Below are 17,067 nucleotides of genomic sequence, written 5' to 3' on the forward strand. Positions count from 1 at the left end.
CCGTTGTTGGGAGGCAGCACATTGGAAATTGTTATTATACCGGTTACGCCATTTGCTCAAAACTGTTCGCTTATTTGGGACGCAGGTAGTAAACAGGGGGCATTTGTTGACCCTGGCGGAGATATACAGAAACTTATCGGCGCGGCGTCGGATAATCAGGTCACTATTGAAAAAATCATTCTTACCCACGGTCATTTAGACCATGTAGGTGGCACCGTCGAACTGGCTAAACATTACGATGTGCCGATAATAGGGCCACATCTGGGGGACAAGTTTTGGCTAGATGCCCTTATGCAGCAAAGCCAAATGTTTGGCTTTCCACCTGCCACGCCCTTTGTGCCTAACCAATGGTTGAATGACAAAGATACCATTTCAGTTGGCGAGCTAACGCTTGAGGTGCTGCACTGTCCGGGACATACCCCTGGCCATGTGGTTCTGGTGGAGCGAACGAGTAACAAGGTTATTGTAGGTGATGTGATTTTTGCAGGCTCGATTGGGCGCACTGATTTCCCTCAGGGAAATCATCAACAGCTACTCGATTCAATAAACGCGAATATTTTAACGCTGCCTGACGATATGGTGATTTATCCTGGTCATGGCCCTACTACCACGGTAGCAAAAGAAAAAGCCAGCAACCCTTATGTTGCGGGGCAATGGGGTTAAGTGCTAATAGAAGTGCCAATACGGTAGCTTTCCTGCCCATTAAAAAAGGCGAGTGATCCACTCGCCTCTTACTATTATCAATGTCTAACGTTATAGCCATTGATGCCTGCTTCCTTTCCTATTGCCTTTACCTATTGGTAGGCACCGCTGGCGTAATGAAGTTCATAGCTGTGGCTATAAATTTCTAGAATGTTGCCAAACGGGTCTTCCATGTAAATCATGCGGTAAGGCTTCTCGCCTGGGTAGTAGTAACGCGGTGCCTTCATGCGTTTCTTTCCACCCGCTTCTACAATCTTCTCTGCCAAGCCTTCAACATCTGGGTCTTGAACACAGAAATGGAACACGCCAGTCTTCCAGTATTCGAAGTTATTTTCAGGGTTTTCCTGATTTTTAAACTCGAAAATTTCTACACCCACACGGTCGCCCGTTGAAAGGTGAGCAATACGGAACTTATCCCAACCTGCACCAAATACGTCGGTACACATCTCGCCAATTGCTGAATCATCTTCAACAATCTCAGTGGGTTTCATAATTAAGTACCAGCCTAGCACTTCAGTGTAAAATTTAACTGCGGCATCAAGGTCTGGAACCGAAATACCAATGTGCGAAAACGTACGTGGATAAGGGGTGTTAACTGCTTCAGTCATCTTTATCTCCTCAATGTAAAGTATGCACGTATATTAACTAGACAAAGCAAACACTAGAAATTATGATTAATTCTCAAATCCATAATTTAAATTTATACCATGCTAAATCCACAGTGGCTTGATACGTTCAAAGTGCTAGTAGAAACGGGGAATTTTACCCGTACCGCAGAACAACGATTTATGACGCAGCCCGGTGTGAGCCAACACATAAAAAAATTGGAAGAAGCCTGTGGCTGTGAGTTACTCATTCGCCTAGGTAAAGGTGTAGAGCTAACTGAACAAGGGCAACGAGTTTACGACTATGCGCAAAGCTTGAGTAAGCATGAACAGGCACTCATAGAAAGCTTAAAGTTTGATGCGCCCTACGAAGGACAGTGTGTAATTGGTTGCTCGGGTGCGTTGGCTCAGCGTTTGTACCCTGTACTTGTTGAGCTACAGGTTGCCCATCCGAGTTTGAGTATACATTTAGAAGTTGCGCCCAACCGAACCATCCTCAATAGCATTTACGCGTCTAGCCTAGAGTTAGGCATCGTCACGCAACAACCTGATGAAGAGATGTTATCCTCTGAAAAAATCGGTAGCGAATCTTTGGGGCTTATATTGCCCAAAGGTGCTCTTGGTAATTTAAGTACGAATAGTGCTGATAATAGTGCTGACAATAGTGCAAGTAGCCAAGAAAAAGACATTGCCGATACCCTGCTATCGCTTGGGTTGATTAACCACCCCGACGCCATGCACTACCTAAAACTTTACTTTAGCCACTCGGGCGAGCAAGCGCTAATGCAATTAGATCCTAGTCGGTTGCCAAAGCGTGGTTACATTAATCAGCTGTCTCAAATTTTATTGCCCGTAAGCAAAGGGCTGGGCTTTACCGTACTGCCCATTAAAGTACTAGATAGCTTTGCCAACGCCACTGAAAGTTTAACGATATACCCTGCCACAAACGATGTGGCTGAACCTCTTTACTTTGTGAAAACGCCCCACCGTTCGTTGCCACTACGCTATCAGAAAATTCAGTCGTTGATTGTACAAGCGCTTGGAAGCAGTTAAATCAGCAAAAAGCGATGTTAGCTCAACTTGCTTGTTACGCGCTCAATTCAGGGCTTGGGCTTGTCATGGCCGCTTCAGATTTGTGCACAGGAACATCCACTTTACCGCTGGCAATCACCTCGCCTTGCTGCCATAGCTTCCATTCACCACGCTCGTAAATATCCCATTGTTCGTCATGAGTTAGTGGCGCAGTGGCAATGATACTCACCACATCGTTGGGTGTGGTTTCTGCAGCAAAATCAATCTCTACCTCCACGTCGCTGAGGCAAGCTGGGCCAAACGGGGCACGGCGGGTAATGCTCGCCATTTTGGTGCTACAAAATGAAAACAACCAGTCGCCATTGCTTAATAAACAATTGAATACGCCCTGCTCTGCGTAGCCTTTTGCGATATCCACCAGTGTATCGGCCAATTGTTGCGGCATCGCATCACGAGGCAAGTTCTCGCGCACCTGATTCATTAAGTCGCAGAACATGGCTTCGCTGTCAGTATCCCCAACGGCTTCATACATGCCTTCACGAGGTACAAAGTTAGGCAGCTGCCCATTGTGGGCAAACACCCAATACTTACCCCACATTTCACGGGTGAAAGGGTGGGTGTTAGCAAGGTTTATATTGCCTACATTAGCTTGGCGAATATGACAAATAGCCGTTTCGCTTTTAATCGGCAGGTGAGATACAAACTCTGCAATTTGAGAGGTAGCACAGGGCTCTGGATCGTGAAAAAGGCGAATACCCTTGCCTTCATAAAATGCCATACCCCAGCCATCTTTGTGCGGGCCTGTCTCGCCACCACGTCGGGTGAGGCCAGTAAAGCTAAAACACAAATCAGTTGGCGTATTGGCACTCATGCCAAGCAGTTCACACACGATGTACCCTTTTTAGAACGTTAATAATAATAGGCTTGAGCATAAACAAGCTTGGCGCGCTAAGCAACGCGCAATACGTCTAATTTACACCTATTTATTGTGTCTGTTTTGCAAGCTAGCTGGGCGATAAGGCGCATCTACACCAACATACGCTGGACCAAAGGTAGCTAAGCCCTTTGGGGTTAAAAATGCATCAGGTGCAGGCAAAATAATAACCGCTAACGATTGGCCAATTTCATAATGCGGATTGGTCACTGGCTCACCGGTATTCTCATCAATTACACAAATGAGATCTGGAATAGTCACATCCACTTCACCATCGTAGTAGCTGACCAGGTTTTCGTTCTTAACCCCTAACTGGTAGGTATGTCCTGCGTCATCTCCCGCGCCAGCTAAATCAACGGTTCCGACAGAAAAGCCACCTATGGTATCAAATTCAAAGGCTGTCACTTTGCCTCTAAAGGCAACAAAACCATTGCCAACGTCTGCAATCACTTTGGCAATATCCGCACCTTGCTGTTTGGCTGCCGACACTGCTTTACCTAGCGCCCACGCTTTTGAAATAGTTCCACCAATAAGGGCATGACGGATATCTTTTACCGGCATAGCGTGGTCGATAGCCGCAATGTCGTTGGCGCTAACTCGGCAAAGTGCACGCATAACGTGCTCGGCTCTTTGGTCATCATGCAACCCTTCACACACGAAGATTTCGCAAAAGCTATTGGCGGCAATAACAGGCGCGGCATCAAGTCCGTTTAGATAATAGGTTGAGTGGGTTATTTCAGGTACAGCCCGCCCAGCGGGATCACCGTCAATCACCACGCCACCATTTAACGCTGCGGTATAAAATGCCACAGCCGTATTGGAACCGCCCATTTCACAGCATACCGTGCCATAAAACTTTCTATCAAAATAAGACTCTATGCGGCTAAACGCGGCGCATATAGCTGGCTCAGCATTTCTGGGTAAGGCTTTGTATTCGTCGGCCTCTTTGGCCGTTAAATCGAGGGCGCCGAGCAAATAAGGCGTGCAAATCCATTCATCGTCGGGGGCTTCATCTAGCCCTACAAGCCGAAGTGGTAATCCTTTCTCTATCACTTCGTTAATTAATTCTAGGCCTTCACTCATTTCACCACCGCCCCCGGTGCCTAGCACAGTACAGCCTAGCAAAATGTCTTTCATATCTTGAAAGCTTAGTTCTTTCATAGGTTTTCTCTTTCGGTGGTGTCTTTGGTTGCGGTTATGGTTGCGGGTGTAGCGCTATTGGCACTGTTCTTTATGGCGGTCTTATTAGTAAGAACTCGCATTGCGCGGGATAAAAAAAGGTAGCTGGCTAAGGAAATAATTAAGGCGTCTATGGCTTCAATAGGGGTGATAAAAAGCCCAGTTTCAGCGCTCGAAAAGCTAAACAGGATACCGGTTATCCACGCGGCTATGGCGCAAATGTTAAACGCAGGAATAAAGTCACCCGCCCGGTACACAGCTTGTCGTCGCAGAATAAAAAAGTCAGCGCAGTAGATAGCGGCAACAGGGGTAAACATGATGGACAAGGAGAAAAGGAATTCAGCGCGAAAAACAGTTCTAAATGTAGTAACTCGTGTGTTTAAGCCAACAGAAACCACCTTATGAAAAAGATTATTCATTTAGATAGTTACAATCAAAAAATATTGGCTATATTGCATTTGCAAGCAGACCTCACCAACGTGGAATTAGCGGGCCGAGTTAACCTTTCCCCTAGCGCCTGCTTTCAGCGAGTAAAAGCATTAAAAGAATCCGGGTACTTTCGCACCTTTCACGCTGATGTGAATATTGAAGCCATGTGCGAACATGTTTTCGCGTATGTTGAATTTACCTTGCATGACAATAGTGCCCCATTTAAACGGCGCTTTATTGCTGCTATTCAAGAAATACCAGAGTTCATGGATTGCATGCAGATTACAGGAAAAGTGGATTATGTGTCGTTCAGTTGTTTTGCGAATATCGCCAAACTAAATGATGCCTGTACCTTGCTGAGTGACAGAGAAGAGCTTGGTATTAAGCGCATTGAAAATCGAATTATTTTATCAAGAGAAAAATTCTTTTTGGGCTATCCGCTGGCGCAATTAAAATGGTTAGATAAAGCGAAAATTTCTATGCTTACCGATAACTAAAAAAAGGAGCTGCTACTTAGCTGCTCCTTGTTTGTTTTTAAAAGTGGCTCTACGTGCTTCGACTAAGCGCCTTTGTATAATGTTGTAATCCACTTCTCTTCAGAAATGAAGCTCCATGCCCACTTGTCCCATTTACTATCGAGCCCTGCTTCAGTAATTGCTTCAAGGCTCATGCCTTTTGCTTTCTGCGCTTTTACAAAGGCAAAAGTTTCTTCAATCATGGCAAGAAAATTGGTGTACTCGGTTTTATTGCTAAGTTCTCCATGACCAGGAATGAGCACAGTATCGTCATTTATCTTCGCCAACACTTGCTTGACTGATTCGATGTAGCCTTTAACACTGCCGCCAGAATTTAAGTCGATGAATGGGAATAACCCATTAAAGAATAAATCACCCGTGTGCATGATATCCGGCTGTTCAAACCATACTATGCTATCGCCATCGGTGTGCCCTGATTCAAGATGCATAATGTGAATGGTTTCACCGTTAAAATGTAACTTAATGCCGTTTTCATAAGTGATAGCTGGTAGCGCATCTGGCGATACTTTTTCATCGTTGGCTAATCGAATGCGCACGTTATCGTGGGCTAATATAGTCGCGCCTTTGTGGCTGTGGAAAAATGCATTTGAGCCTGTATGGTCGCCGTGGTAATGGGTGTTAATCACATACTTGGGCTTATCGCTGCCAAGCTCGCCAAGTGCCGTCGCAATTTTTTCAGCTAGAGGTGCGAATTGATCGTCAATAATTAGAATGCCATCGTCACCCGCAGAAACGCCGATATTGCCGCCCATCCCCGTCAACATATGCACAGAACCTTTAAGTGCTGTTGCCTCTATTTCAACCTTTTCGAAACGGTCTTGCGAAAAAGCGGCTGGAATGAAGGTGGTCGATACTAAACTTGCAGCAAGTAGAAAACTTCGGGTAAGTTTGTGCGTCATTAGGGTTCCCTTAAAGAGTGCTTATTATTAAATAGATTTAAGTACACTATGACTTAGTTTGCGGTTCAGATCATTTTTTCGTCGTTTGGGATCTCACCAATATAAGCAAATCGAGGGACTGACTTACCTTCTACCACCACCTCTTCTTGAAACATACTTAATGGACGAACCCACAGGGCTTTTTCGCCATAACATGGACGATATACCACTAAGGAAGACTCGTCTTCTGAATGTATCGCCACTTCGTAAACGTCGTAATCACTGCCTTTATAATGGCGGTATCGACCTGGGGTTTTAAGTTCTTGGGTTTTAGGTTCCGGGGTAGTCATGATGGTTCCTGCTTTTCACTTTTTTGTTAATTTGAATACGGTAAAATTCGGGCTCTGTTCATAAAGCGTCTGATAAGGTTTCCCGTACTTTGCGGCTATTCACCTATGTACACACCAGTCTACGCTCTTTACTACTCACTTTTCTACTCACCTTCTAGGGGCAAAGGGAGCTGATGTATGGTTTGTGCCTCACCAAGACCAATATGTAGCCCAACTAAGCGTATACCACGGCCTTTAGCGCGCTCGTAAGCTTCTTTTAGTAGGGTATCAAAGTAATGCGCATTTAACGAAGGGCATCGATGCTCAACCGTGGTTAGCTGGAAGTCTTGAAATTTAAGTTTCACCCCTTGAGTACGAATACGAACAGGTTTGCCTGTGCGCTTTTCATGCGCCTGAATGCGTTCCTGAAGCTTTTCCAGTAAATGAGGCATAAAGTCTCTACATTCTTCCATCGAATGAATATCGTTGCTTAGGGTGCGCTCTACGCCTATAGACTTACGCTCTCTTGATACTGACAGTTCTCGATCATCAATACCATGCGCACGCTCCCATAATACCGCACCAAATTTACCTAATTCCTTTTGTATGCGCTCAAAAGGATAACTGCGCACATCGTTACAGGTAGCTAAGCCTAATCGTTGTAGCTTTAGCATTGTCACCTTACCTACCCCTGGAATTTTTTTAAGAGGCATGCCCCTCACAAAACTATCTAATTTATCAGGAGTAATGACACAAATACCATTAGGCTTATTTTCATCGCTGGCCACTTTTGCTACGAACTTACAGGGTGCAACGCCCGCCGATGCGGTTAAGCCCAACTCTGACTCAATTCGACTTCTAATTTCTTCGGCTATTAACGTGGCACTGCCACCACAATATTGGCTATTGGTCACATCGAGGTAAGCTTCATCTAACGAAAGTGGCTCGATTAAATCGGTATAGTCGGCAAATATTTCGCGAATTCGTTGAGACTCTTTTACGTAAGCCTCCATGCGCCCTTTCACTAAGGTGAGATTTGGGCAAAGCTTGAATGCATAAGCGGTGGCCATGGCGGAACGAACGCCATATTTACGGGCGGGGTAATTACAGGTAGAAATAACCCCTCGATGCTGAGAGCTTCCACCAATGGCAATAGGGATATTGCGTAACGCAGGGTTGTCACGCATTTCAACCGCAGCATAAAAGCAGTCCATATCTACATGGATGATTTTTCGCATGGTGTATGCTCCCAAACTGCCCCTAAGCCGCCCCTAAGTTGCTAGCTCTTATTATACAAGCCTTTAAAAGGGCTGTATGTAAAAACAGTATTCTAGAACATATCAGTTAGGCTTACCACTGTATACGATGAATAGTGAGCAACCACTTTGCGCGAACTATGAGTGAATGGGCAAAATAGGCGTATCGTTTTAGATAAAAAAAGCGCGGTAAGCTTGCAGCCTATCGCGCTTTTATCTAGGAACGGTTATTGCCGTATAGTGTGATCCAATGTTGTGAAAGGCTCTGTTTTATCAGCGCCTACTTACATCACTAGGTTAACTACATCATCAGATTAAAGGATCTGATTTTGTTTCCATTCATTCAATTTCTTTTCTCTCGCTTCTTCTTTTTCCATACGAGATTTTTTCCTGTCGCAAGGCTCGGGGCAATCACATGCTTTAGCGATACCTAATGCGCCTAGTCCACCGCAACTACCCGAAATAGTTTTGCGCTGCACCAGGTAGCCAACAGCCATGGCGAGTACCATAGTGAGGAAGAAACCGAATGCTAAAATAAACGTAGACATAGCCTACTCCTTAATTATTTACTTCTACCAGTTTATCAAATTCTGGCGTGGCATACTCTTCAAATCCGTCGGCTGTGCGACGAATGAGGAATACAGCAAGTTGCTCTTGCTCTGCAAGGTCGATTGCACGTTGCCACCCCATTACATTAAACGCTGTGGCTAAGCCATCAGCAATCATTGAAGATGGGTTTACCACCGTAACCGACACCAAATCATGGGTTATCGGTGCGCCGGTATTCGGATCAATCAAATGAGAATAACGTTTACCGTCTTCTTCGTAATAGTTACGGTAATCACCCGAAGTCGCTATAGCATTAGTGCCAATAGACACCACTTTTTGTACCGCGCGTTCTGTCGTTACCGGCTTTTCAATCGCAATTAGCCATTCATTGCCATCACCACGCTCGCCTTTAACCCGCATTTCACCGCCAATCTCTACAAGATAATGCTCTAAATCATGGGCATCTAAAATGGCCGCCACTTCATCAACACCATAACCTTTAGCAATCGTTGATAAATCAACATACAGCATGGGGTTTGCTTTCTTAAGGCCGGTTGGCGTAGTAGATAATTTCTCAAAACCTACGTAATCGCGAACTGCATCAATATCTGCTTGGGTTGGCACTTTTTCTGGCCGTTTATTCGGGCCAAATCCCCATAGATTGACCAAGGGCCCAACCGTAACATCTAGCACACCGTCACTCAAACGGGCCAAGCGAAGGGCTTCAGTAACCACGGTAAGTGTCTCTTGAGACACAGCAAAGTTATCTGAATATCGGTATTGGTTAAAACGAGACAACTCAGACGTTGTATCGTAAGTCGACATCATTTTATTAATGTTAACTAACTTAGCGTCAATTTCTTCCTGCAAACCTTCTACTGCCGCCTCACCTTCACCTAGTACGTACTTAACATTGTAAGTCGTGCCCATGGTTTGGCCTTGCAGATGTACTACCGAAAGGGGTTTTTCACTGCAACTGGCAATAAAGAGGATGCTCATAGCAATAACTGCTAATGCTATTCTGGCAAAGAATCGAATCACGTTATGGGTCCTTTAACTAAACAAAAAGGGGGCTTACGCCCCCTTTACTCACTTGTCGATTTTCGGATTAACCACCGAAGTCATCAAGCATAATGTTTTCGTCTTCAACACCTAGGTCTTTCAGCATGTTGATAACGGCTGCGTTCATCATAGGTGGTCCACACATGTAGAACTCACAATCTTCTGGCGCAGGGTGATCTTTCAGGTAGTTCTCAAGAAGAACTTGGTGAATGAACCCAGTGTAACCTTCCCAGTTGTCCTCAGGCTGAGGATCTGAAAGGGCAACGTGCCACTTGAAGTTATCGTTTTCTGCAGCTAACTCATCGAAGTCTTCTGTATAGAACATTTCGCGAAGTGAACGAGCACCGTACCAGAAACTCATCTTACGATCAGTTTTTAAGCGACGAAGTTGGTCGAAGATATGCGAACGCATTGGCGCCATACCCGCACCACCGCCAACAAATACCATTTCGTTTTCGGTTTCTTTTGCGAAGAATTCCCCAAATGGACCAGAGATCGTTGCTTTGTCGCCTTCTTTAAGGCTCCAGATGTACGATGACATTTTACCAGCAGGTAGGCTTAAGTTATTAGGTGGCGGCGTAGCGATACGCACGTTCAACATAATAATACCTTCTTCTTCCGGGTAGTTAGCCATTGAGTAAGCACGAATGGTTTCTTCATCTACTTTAGATTCGATATCGAAGAAGCCAAAGCGTTCCCAATCACCGCGATACTCATCAGGGATTTCAAACTCTTTATACTTAACATGATGCGCAGGGGCTTCAATTTGAATGTAACCACCAGCACGGAAAGGTACGCTTTCACCGTTAGGAATTTGAAGCTTAAGTTCTTTGATGAAGGTCGCTTTGTTGTCGTTAGAAATAACTTCACAATCCCACTTTTTAACACCAAATACTGACTCTTCAAGTTCGATTTCCATGTCTTGCTTAATCGCAACCTGACATGACAAACGGCAGCCTTCACGGGCTTCACCTTTAGTGATGTGATCAAGTTCAGTTGGAAGAATTTCACCACCACCTGAATGCACGTCTACACGGCACTGACCACAAGAACCACCACCACCACATGCTGAAGATACGAAGTATCCAGCATCTGCAAGTGCACCGAGAAGCTTGCCGCCTGGCTCAGTTTTGATTGCTTTGTCTGGGTCACCGTTAATAGTGATAGTTACATCACCGCTTGGTACCAGCTTCGACTTAGCAAACATGATGATAAATACTAGCGCCAATACAATGGCAATAAACATGCCGACGCCTAGGAAAATTTCTACTTGATTCATTTATATGCTCCCGAGCTCGATTACAGCTGAATACCAGTGAATGACTGGAAGCCAAGTGCCATAAGACCCGCAATCATGAACACAGAGCCCAGACCACGAATACCATCAGGCATATCGGCATATTTAAGCTTCTCACGTACAGCGGCCAACAGCACAATTGCAATTGCCCAGCCCATACCACTTCCTACGCCGTAAACGACACTTTCGGTCAAGTTATACTCACGTTGTACCGCGAATGCCACACCACCGAAGATAGCGCAGTTAACCGTAATTAGCGGAAGGAAGATACCAAGCGCGTTATAAAGCGCAGGGAAAAACTTATCTAAGCTCATTTCCAAAATTTGAACCAATGCCGCGATAACGCCGATAAAGGTTAAGAAATTCAGGAAGCTTAAATCTGCGTCAGGGAAACCAGCCCACGCTAGTGCACCTGGTGCAAGGATGTTCACATAAATGATTTGGTTAACCGGTACAGAAATACCCAGTACTACGATTACCGCAACACCAAGACCCATAGCAGTTTTAACTTTCTTCGATACCGCCAAGAAGGTACACATACCTAAGAAAAGTGATAACGCCATGTTCTCAACAAAAATTGAGCGAACAAATAACGACAAATAATGTTCCATGACTTACTCCTTAGGCTCTACTTGCTCGGGACGAAGGGTACGGATAACCCAAATCATACCGCCGATTAAGAAGAATGAGCTAAATGGTAGGATTAACAAACCATTACCCTGATACCAACCACCGTTTTGAACTAGTGGAAGAATTTCGAAGTTCAGAATAGTACCGAAACCGAATAGCTCTTTAATTGTACCAATAACAATGAGTACAAATGAGTAACCTAAACCGTTACCAATACCATCTAAAAAGCTCATCAGAGGTGGGCTCTTCATTGCATAGGCTTCAGCACGACCCATTACGATACAGTTAGTAATAATCAAACCAACGAATACCGACAGCTGCTTCGAAATTTCGTACGAATAAGCCTTCAATATTTGGTCAACTACGATTACCAACGACGCAATGATAGTCATTTGGATGATGATACGAACGCTTGATGGTATCTGGTTACGAATCATTGAAATAAACAAGTTCGAGAACGCTACAACCGTTGTTAGCGCTAAAGACATTACCAAGGCTGTTTCTAGCTTAGTGGTAATAGCCAGTGCTGAACAAATACCCAGAACCTGTAAGGCGATAGGGTTGTTGTCCATAATTGGCCCAAAGAGGGCCTTTTTCATTTCTTTAGTATCTGCCATGAGACTCCCCTTATGAACGCCATGCCTGAGTCTTCAGGAACTGGCCGAAGCCTTGCTCGCCTACCCAGTATTGAATAGTGTTTTCAACACCTTTACTGGTTAGGGTAGCACCTGAAAGCGCATCAATAGTGTGTGGATTGCTTGGGTTTGCATTTTTAACTACGCGGATAGCCACTTCGCCATCTTCAAATAGTTTCTTTCCATCCCATTTGTCCTGCCACGCTGGGTTTTGCACTTCGCCACCAAGTCCTGGTGTTTCTTTTTGTTGATAGTAAATCAACTCACGAACGGTTTCGCCATCGGCGTCAAGGGCAAGAAAACCGTACATAAGATCCCAAAGACCACTACCGTGCACTGGTAAGATAATGCGAGATACATCGCCAGCTTCATCACGTACCAAATAAACACTGGCAACATTAGGGCGACGTTGGAAGCCAACGTTGCTGCTAGTCACTTTTGTGCTGTATTCAGTTTGCTTGGCTGCTTTATACATATCGTAATCTGGCTCTGGCGCTTCTACAAACTCACCGCTTTCCAAATCAACATAGCGAGATTCAATCTTTTCGCTATATGTACTTTCGATGGTTTTACCCGTCATGCCTGTTTCGTAAAGCCCTGCTGCGTTCAAAATGTTGCTCTTTTTATCGAGCGACGCATTAGTTTGTTGTAACGAGCGCAAGCCTACAGCGGCGCCAGATACAACAATTGAACACACAAGACAAACGGCAACTACAACGCCAATCGTTTTTCCTAAAGATTCTTTCTTAGCCGACACGAGCTACCCTCCGCTTGATATTACTTTGTGCGACGAAATAGTCGAACAGTGGCGCCCAAAGGTTGGCAAAAAGAATGGCCAACATTACACCTTCTGGGAAGGCTGGGTTTAGCACACGTACAAGTACTGTCATAAAGCCGATGAAAATACCGTATGCCCACTTACCTTGGTTGGTAAACGATGCAGACACAGGGTCTGTGGCCATAAAGAACATACCAAAGGCAAGACCACCAATAACAAAGTGCCAATATGCAGGCATAGCAAACATGTAGTTGGTATCGCTACCAATCATATTCAGCAAGGTGGCAAACACGGCTACCCCAATCGCTACACCAGCAACAATTCGCCAGCTTGCAATACGCATGTACATAATGAACAAGCCACCAATTAAGATAGCTAATGCAGATACTTCACCCGCAGAACCTGCGATAGTTCCGAAGAAGCTATCAAACCAAAGGTCCATGTTAGCGTAATCAAGCGTGCCTGAAGCCGCTTGGCTTAATGATGTTGCACCTGAGTACCCATCAGCAGCAACCCAAACTTGGTCACCAGAGATTTGTGCAGGATATGCGAAGTATAAGAACGCGCGACCAGACAATGCAGGGTTTAGGAAGTTACGGCCAGTTCCACCGAAGACTTCTTTAGCGATAACCACACCAAAGGTAATACCTAATGCAACCTGCCAAAGCGGGATAGTTGCTGGTAACGTTAATGCGAAAAGTACCGAGGTAACGAAGAAACCTTCGTTAACTTCGTGCTTACGTACCGAAGCAAATAGTACTTCCCAGAAGCCACCAACAATAAAGGTAACTGCATAGATAGGTAGCCAGAAGCAGGCACCATAGAAGAATAACCCTAACAAACCGGAATTCGCTAAGTCTCCACCTAAGGCAGTGAATAAACCTGCTTGCCATGTGTCAGGCAGTGTACCGGCACCAGCAGCAATAGCTTCTTGCGCTTGGAAACCAATGTTGTACATACCGAAGAACATTGCTGGGAATGTTGCTAACCACACCAAAATCATGATGCGTTTAAGGTCAATGCTGTCACGCACGTGCGTGTTAGCTTTGTTTACTTTACCAGGAGTGTAGAAAATAGTTGCCGCTGCTTCATACAGTGCATACCATTTTTCGTGCTTTCCACCTGGCTCAAAGTTCGGTTCAATCTTTTCTAAATACGCTTTTAAACCCATGACTAACCCTCTTTCTCAATCGTGGTCAAACAGTCGCGTAAAATCGGGCCGTAGTTGTATTTGCCAGGGCATACATAGGTACACAATGCCAAATCTTCTTCGTCCAACTCTAAACAACCCAATGTCTGAGCACTGTCACAATCACCAGAAATCAGATCTCTAAGCAAAAGCGTAGGAATGATATCTAGGGGCATAACGCGTTCGTAATTACCAATTGGCACCATAGAGCGCTCAGAGCCATTGGTTGTTGTTGTCATATCAAACTTCTTGCTGCCACCTAAGTGGCCTAGATAAGCGCGCGTGACGGAATGCTTGTCTGAACCAGGTGTGATCCAGCCAAGGAATTTCTTCTCGCGACCTTCTTTAAGCAGTGATACTTGGGTGTGGAAACGACCTAAGAAGCCGTGAACACCTTGTGCTGTTACGCCGTTTAACACGGAACCCGAAACGACACGAACGTCACCGTCTTGTTGTTCGTTTGCTAGCATCTCTTCTAAATCAGCACCTATAGAGGTACGAACTAGACGAGGATTTTTAGCAGATGGACCACCAATAGCAATAACACGACGGGCATCTAGCTCACCCGTAGTAAGCAATGCACCAAAGGCCATTACATCTTGGTAGCTAATATGCCAAACCGTTTTATTCAAACCAGCAGAATCCAAATAATGGATATGTGTACCTGCTAAGCCGGCTGGGTGTGGTCCACCGAATTCTTCTACGTCTACTGCGGCATCGCCAGTGGCTACTGATGAGCCTGCAGCTTTACAAACATAAACTTTGCCGCCACTTAACTGCGTTAACGCTTTTAAGCCGTTTACGAAGTCATCGTTGCGCTCAGCAATAATCACCGCTGGGTCCGCGGCTAGCGGATTGGTGTCCATTGCTGTAACAAAGATTGAATTTGGAATCGAGTCGAGGGCTGGAGATTTGCTAAATGGGCGCGTACGCAACGCTGTCCACATACCTGACTCAACTAGGATTGATTGGAGTTGCTCCCGCTCAGTACTCGCGATTTTGTCTGCAGCAATTTTATCAAAGCTAACAGCATCACTGCCATTAACCTTAACCACTACTGATTGCAAAACACGCTTTGCACCACGGTTTACCTCTACCACTTCACCCGCAGCTGGAGCAGTGAACTTAACGCCAGGATTCTTTTTGTCTTCAAAAAGCATCTGGCCTTTTTTCACTACATCGCCAACTTGGACGTGCATGGTAGGGCGCATACCCACATATTCTTCTCCCAGAATGGCAACGCGTGAAACAGCAGACCCTTCAGCGATCTCCTGCTTCGGCGCTCCCTCTATTGGGAGGTCGAGACCTTTCTTGATTTTTATCATATGTAATCGCACTACTCTAATAGAAATACTCTTTTGCATGACCGTAGACAATCCTGCTTATCAGCATGCAAAAGCGTACTATTGTTAAGGTGTTGAACACCTTTAATATTTAGATTGACGGAATTTTTTACTGTTACGGTCAGCCTGTTATGAAGCCGTAACTTATATTCCAATTGTATAAGCGACGTTATACGCCTTTTCTTTTATAGACCAACAGTGAAAATTCACACTTATTTTTGTTGTTGTATTACTGCTATCAACGCTGTTGTTGAGTAGGGGTAGAATAGACCCCTGCTTAATTTCGGGATTTTAGCATTAACCGAGCGGTTTGTGCCACGCAAATCATAGATAAAGAGCAACTTTTCTATAATTTAATGTAAACCCCATTTACGTTTAAGTGGTAAGTAAACAACGAAAAAGCCGTCTATTCGACGGCTCTACTCAATATTAGGCTTAACTAAGTATAGTAAACCTTTACCATTTCACGAGTGGGTCAATATCCTGTTCGTAATCAACACCTTCAATATCAAAACCAAACAGTTTTAAAAATTCGTGATGATAACCAGCGTAATCGCTTAGCTCATGAAAGTTATCTTGGGTCACTTTGTCCCACAAGGCTTGAATTTTAGCTTGCGTAACGTCATTGGTTTCAATGCCGTCCATGCGATAGCGGTTTGCCTCATCTAATGTAGGTGTATCACCGAATAGGCAGGTAGAGAACAACCCATGTATTTGTTCAATACAGCCTTCATGGGTCCCGTCGCGCTTCATCACTTCCTGCATTAACGATATATAAAGCGGCATAACAGGAATGGCAGAACTGGCTTGTGTAACCAGAGCTTTCAACGAACTGACATTCGCTTCAACGAGTAACTCGGTGTTTTTACCAATGATAGCAGCAGCGGCTCTGTCTAAGTCTTCCTTCGCTTTTCCGATGGTCGCCTGGCCATAGATAGGCCACGTTAGGGCTTTTCCTATGTAGGTATACGCCGTGGTTTTGCAACCTTCAGCAAGTACGCCAGCTTCGCCCAGTTGATCCATCCAACGCTCCCAATCTTCTCCGCCCATGACTTTAATGGTGTTTAAGATTTCGTCGTCGTTTGCCGCCTCTAGGGTAACATCATGCACTTTGTCTTTGTCGGTATCGTAAGTTTTGGTGGTGTACTCACGCCCCACAGGTTTAAGCGTAGATTTATAGACTACGCCCGTATCTGGATCGGTTCTGCGCGGTGACGCCAAGCTATAAATCACAAGGTCGACCTTACCCATATTGGCTTTAATCTTATCTATTGTTTGCGCTTTAATTTCATCAGAAAACGCATCACCATTGATAGTCTCAGCATAAAGCCCTTTTTTAGCTGCCTGCTGATGGAAAGCAGCAGTATTGTACCAACCCGCAGTGCCAGTTTTACGTTCTGAAGGCGCTTTTTCGAAGCAAACGCCAAGGGTTTTTGCTCCATAACCAAATGCAGAAGTAATACGCGATGCCAAGCCATAACCCGTAGAACTACCTATGACTAGCACATTTTTAGGGCCATCACCCAAGCTGCCTTTCTCTTCAATATAGGCAATTTGTTGCTCTACTGACTTTGCACAACCCACAGGATGTGCGTTTGTACAGATAAAGCCTCTCACTTTAGGCTTGATAACCATATTCATTTTCCTTTTTTATGCGTGCGCCTATTGTAAACGTGCAAAGGCTGATAACAACTCGGAGCAGAT

Annotated in this window: 19 protein-coding genes; 3 read left to right on the top strand and 16 right to left on the bottom strand. The window is 44.9% G+C overall.

Annotated elements, in window-relative coordinates; translation table 11 throughout:
- Positions 1-21 precede the first annotated feature (21 nt).
- The gene (locus FLAVO9R_RS17120; protein WP_126872841.1) at positions 22-663 is read left to right on the top strand and encodes an MBL fold metallo-hydrolase; all 642 of its coding nucleotides are present in this window, start codon (positions 22-24) and stop codon (positions 661-663) included.
- A gap of 131 nt (positions 664-794) precedes the next feature.
- On the opposite strand, the gene FLAVO9R_RS17125 is transcribed toward FLAVO9R_RS17120, so the two are convergent.
- Positions 795-1,310, bottom strand: coding sequence for a lactoylglutathione lyase family protein (locus FLAVO9R_RS17125; protein ID WP_013782605.1), 516 nt, complete (start codon positions 1,308-1,310; stop codon positions 795-797).
- 99 nt (positions 1,311-1,409) lie between these two features.
- On the opposite strand from FLAVO9R_RS17125, the gene FLAVO9R_RS17130 reads away from it, so the two are divergent.
- Positions 1,410-2,360, top strand: a complete 951-nt coding sequence (locus tag FLAVO9R_RS17130) for a LysR family transcriptional regulator (RefSeq protein WP_159533308.1) — start codon at positions 1,410-1,412, stop codon at positions 2,358-2,360.
- Positions 2,361-2,394: 34 nt separating this feature from the next.
- Here the strand turns inward: FLAVO9R_RS17130 and FLAVO9R_RS17135 are convergent, their stop codons facing one another.
- From FLAVO9R_RS17135 to FLAVO9R_RS17145, 3 genes are all read right to left on the bottom strand, one after another.
- Positions 2,395-3,228 carry a class II glutamine amidotransferase gene (locus FLAVO9R_RS17135; protein WP_159533310.1) on the bottom strand — a complete coding sequence of 278 codons (834 nt, stop codon included), beginning with the start codon at positions 3,226-3,228 and terminating at the stop codon, positions 2,395-2,397.
- Positions 3,229-3,318: 90 nt separating this feature from the next.
- The gene (locus FLAVO9R_RS17140; RefSeq protein ID WP_159533312.1) at positions 3,319-4,434 is read right to left on the bottom strand and encodes a DUF917 domain-containing protein; all 1,116 of its coding nucleotides are present in this window, start codon (positions 4,432-4,434) and stop codon (positions 3,319-3,321) included.
- Positions 4,431-4,871, bottom strand: a complete 441-nt coding sequence (locus FLAVO9R_RS17145; protein WP_159533314.1) for a hypothetical protein — start codon at positions 4,869-4,871, stop codon at positions 4,431-4,433. Before FLAVO9R_RS17145 ends, FLAVO9R_RS17140 begins: the two co-directional genes overlap by 4 nt.
- Between FLAVO9R_RS17145 and FLAVO9R_RS17150 the strand changes: the two genes are divergently transcribed.
- Positions 4,854-5,378 carry an Lrp/AsnC family transcriptional regulator gene (locus FLAVO9R_RS17150; RefSeq protein WP_159533316.1) on the top strand — a complete coding sequence of 175 codons (525 nt, stop codon included), beginning with the start codon at positions 4,854-4,856 and terminating at the stop codon, positions 5,376-5,378. The two genes, FLAVO9R_RS17145 and FLAVO9R_RS17150, sit on opposite strands and share 18 nt — an antisense overlap.
- A 62-nt stretch (positions 5,379-5,440) precedes the next feature.
- Here the strand turns inward: FLAVO9R_RS17150 and FLAVO9R_RS17155 are convergent, their stop codons facing one another.
- The 12 genes from FLAVO9R_RS17155 to fabV all read right to left on the bottom strand — a co-directional run bounded on the left by FLAVO9R_RS17155 (position 5,441) and on the right by fabV (position 16,998).
- The gene (locus FLAVO9R_RS17155; RefSeq protein ID WP_159533318.1) at positions 5,441-6,316 is read right to left on the bottom strand and encodes an MBL fold metallo-hydrolase; all 876 of its coding nucleotides are present in this window, start codon (positions 6,314-6,316) and stop codon (positions 5,441-5,443) included.
- 65 nt (positions 6,317-6,381) lie between these two features.
- Complete coding sequence (locus FLAVO9R_RS17160; RefSeq protein ID WP_159533320.1) at positions 6,382-6,645, bottom strand: DUF1653 domain-containing protein; 264 nt, start codon at positions 6,643-6,645, stop codon at positions 6,382-6,384.
- A gap of 143 nt (positions 6,646-6,788) precedes the next feature.
- Positions 6,789-7,862, bottom strand: coding sequence for a DNA polymerase IV (gene dinB / locus FLAVO9R_RS17165; RefSeq protein WP_159533322.1), 1,074 nt, complete (start codon positions 7,860-7,862; stop codon positions 6,789-6,791).
- 332 nt (positions 7,863-8,194) lie between these two features.
- Complete coding sequence (gene nqrM / locus FLAVO9R_RS17170) at positions 8,195-8,428, bottom strand: (Na+)-NQR maturation NqrM (RefSeq protein WP_013782597.1); 234 nt, start codon at positions 8,426-8,428, stop codon at positions 8,195-8,197.
- A gap of 10 nt (positions 8,429-8,438) precedes the next feature.
- The gene (locus FLAVO9R_RS17175; protein WP_159533324.1) at positions 8,439-9,470 is read right to left on the bottom strand and encodes an FAD:protein FMN transferase; all 1,032 of its coding nucleotides are present in this window, start codon (positions 9,468-9,470) and stop codon (positions 8,439-8,441) included.
- Between the two features lie 67 nt (positions 9,471-9,537).
- On the bottom strand, positions 9,538-10,770 hold the full coding sequence (gene nqrF / locus FLAVO9R_RS17180; RefSeq protein WP_062088288.1) for an NADH:ubiquinone reductase (Na(+)-transporting) subunit F: 1,233 nt from the start codon (positions 10,768-10,770) through the stop codon (positions 9,538-9,540).
- A gap of 20 nt (positions 10,771-10,790) precedes the next feature.
- Positions 10,791-11,399: an NADH:ubiquinone reductase (Na(+)-transporting) subunit E gene (gene nqrE, locus FLAVO9R_RS17185; protein ID WP_013782594.1), complete on the bottom strand. Its 609-nt coding sequence runs from the start codon at positions 11,397-11,399 to the stop codon at positions 10,791-10,793.
- Between the two features lie 3 nt (positions 11,400-11,402).
- Positions 11,403-12,035, bottom strand: a complete 633-nt coding sequence (locus FLAVO9R_RS17190; protein ID WP_126872855.1) for an NADH:ubiquinone reductase (Na(+)-transporting) subunit D — start codon at positions 12,033-12,035, stop codon at positions 11,403-11,405.
- Between the two features lie 10 nt (positions 12,036-12,045).
- Positions 12,046-12,810 carry a Na(+)-translocating NADH-quinone reductase subunit C gene (locus FLAVO9R_RS17195; RefSeq protein WP_159533326.1) on the bottom strand — a complete coding sequence of 255 codons (765 nt, stop codon included), beginning with the start codon at positions 12,808-12,810 and terminating at the stop codon, positions 12,046-12,048.
- Positions 12,800-14,002 (bottom strand): NADH:ubiquinone reductase (Na(+)-transporting) subunit B, encoded by a 1,203-nt coding sequence (locus tag FLAVO9R_RS17200; RefSeq protein WP_159533328.1) that lies wholly within the window; start codon positions 14,000-14,002, stop codon positions 12,800-12,802. The genes FLAVO9R_RS17195 and FLAVO9R_RS17200 overlap by 11 nt, the downstream gene beginning before the upstream one ends.
- Before the next feature lie 2 nt (positions 14,003-14,004).
- Positions 14,005-15,345, bottom strand: a complete 1,341-nt coding sequence (locus FLAVO9R_RS17205) for a Na(+)-translocating NADH-quinone reductase subunit A (RefSeq protein ID WP_159534705.1) — start codon at positions 15,343-15,345, stop codon at positions 14,005-14,007.
- A 474-nt stretch (positions 15,346-15,819) separates the two neighbouring features.
- On the bottom strand, positions 15,820-16,998 hold the full coding sequence (gene fabV, locus FLAVO9R_RS17210; protein ID WP_159533330.1) for an enoyl-ACP reductase FabV: 1,179 nt from the start codon (positions 16,996-16,998) through the stop codon (positions 15,820-15,822).
- Positions 16,999-17,067: the final 69 nt, after the last annotated feature.

Source organism: Alteromonas sp. 38 (assembly GCF_902506055.1).
GTDB lineage: Bacteria > Pseudomonadota > Gammaproteobacteria > Enterobacterales > Alteromonadaceae > Alteromonas > Alteromonas lipotrueae.

Coding starts and splice junctions, on each gene's coding strand:
- nqrE (WP_013782594.1), bottom strand. CDS start 11,399: ATGGAACATTATTTGTCGTTATTTGTTCGCTCAATTTTTGTTGAGAAC.
- FLAVO9R_RS17190 (WP_126872855.1), bottom strand. CDS start 12,035: ATGGCAGATACTAAAGAAATGAAAAAGGCCCTCTTTGGGCCAATTATG.
- FLAVO9R_RS17130 (WP_159533308.1), top strand. CDS start 1,410: ATGCTAAATCCACAGTGGCTTGATACGTTCAAAGTGCTAGTAGAAACG.
- FLAVO9R_RS17140 (WP_159533312.1), bottom strand. CDS start 4,434: ATGAAAGAACTAAGCTTTCAAGATATGAAAGACATTTTGCTAGGCTGT.
- nqrM (WP_013782597.1), bottom strand. CDS start 8,428: ATGTCTACGTTTATTTTAGCATTCGGTTTCTTCCTCACTATGGTACTC.
- FLAVO9R_RS17150 (WP_159533316.1), top strand. CDS start 4,854: ATGAAAAAGATTATTCATTTAGATAGTTACAATCAAAAAATATTGGCT.
- FLAVO9R_RS17205 (WP_159534705.1), bottom strand. CDS start 15,345: ATGATAAAAATCAAGAAAGGTCTCGACCTCCCAATAGAGGGAGCGCCG.
- nqrF (WP_062088288.1), bottom strand. CDS start 10,770: ATGAATCAAGTAGAAATTTTCCTAGGCGTCGGCATGTTTATTGCCATT.
- FLAVO9R_RS17160 (WP_159533320.1), bottom strand. CDS start 6,645: ATGACTACCCCGGAACCTAAAACCCAAGAACTTAAAACCCCAGGTCGA.
- FLAVO9R_RS17125 (WP_013782605.1), bottom strand. CDS start 1,310: ATGACTGAAGCAGTTAACACCCCTTATCCACGTACGTTTTCGCACATT.
- FLAVO9R_RS17145 (WP_159533314.1), bottom strand. CDS start 4,871: ATGAATAATCTTTTTCATAAGGTGGTTTCTGTTGGCTTAAACACACGA.
- FLAVO9R_RS17155 (WP_159533318.1), bottom strand. CDS start 6,316: ATGACGCACAAACTTACCCGAAGTTTTCTACTTGCTGCAAGTTTAGTA.
- dinB (WP_159533322.1), bottom strand. CDS start 7,862: ATGCGAAAAATCATCCATGTAGATATGGACTGCTTTTATGCTGCGGTT.
- FLAVO9R_RS17200 (WP_159533328.1), bottom strand. CDS start 14,002: ATGGGTTTAAAAGCGTATTTAGAAAAGATTGAACCGAACTTTGAGCCA.
- fabV (WP_159533330.1), bottom strand. CDS start 16,998: ATGGTTATCAAGCCTAAAGTGAGAGGCTTTATCTGTACAAACGCACAT.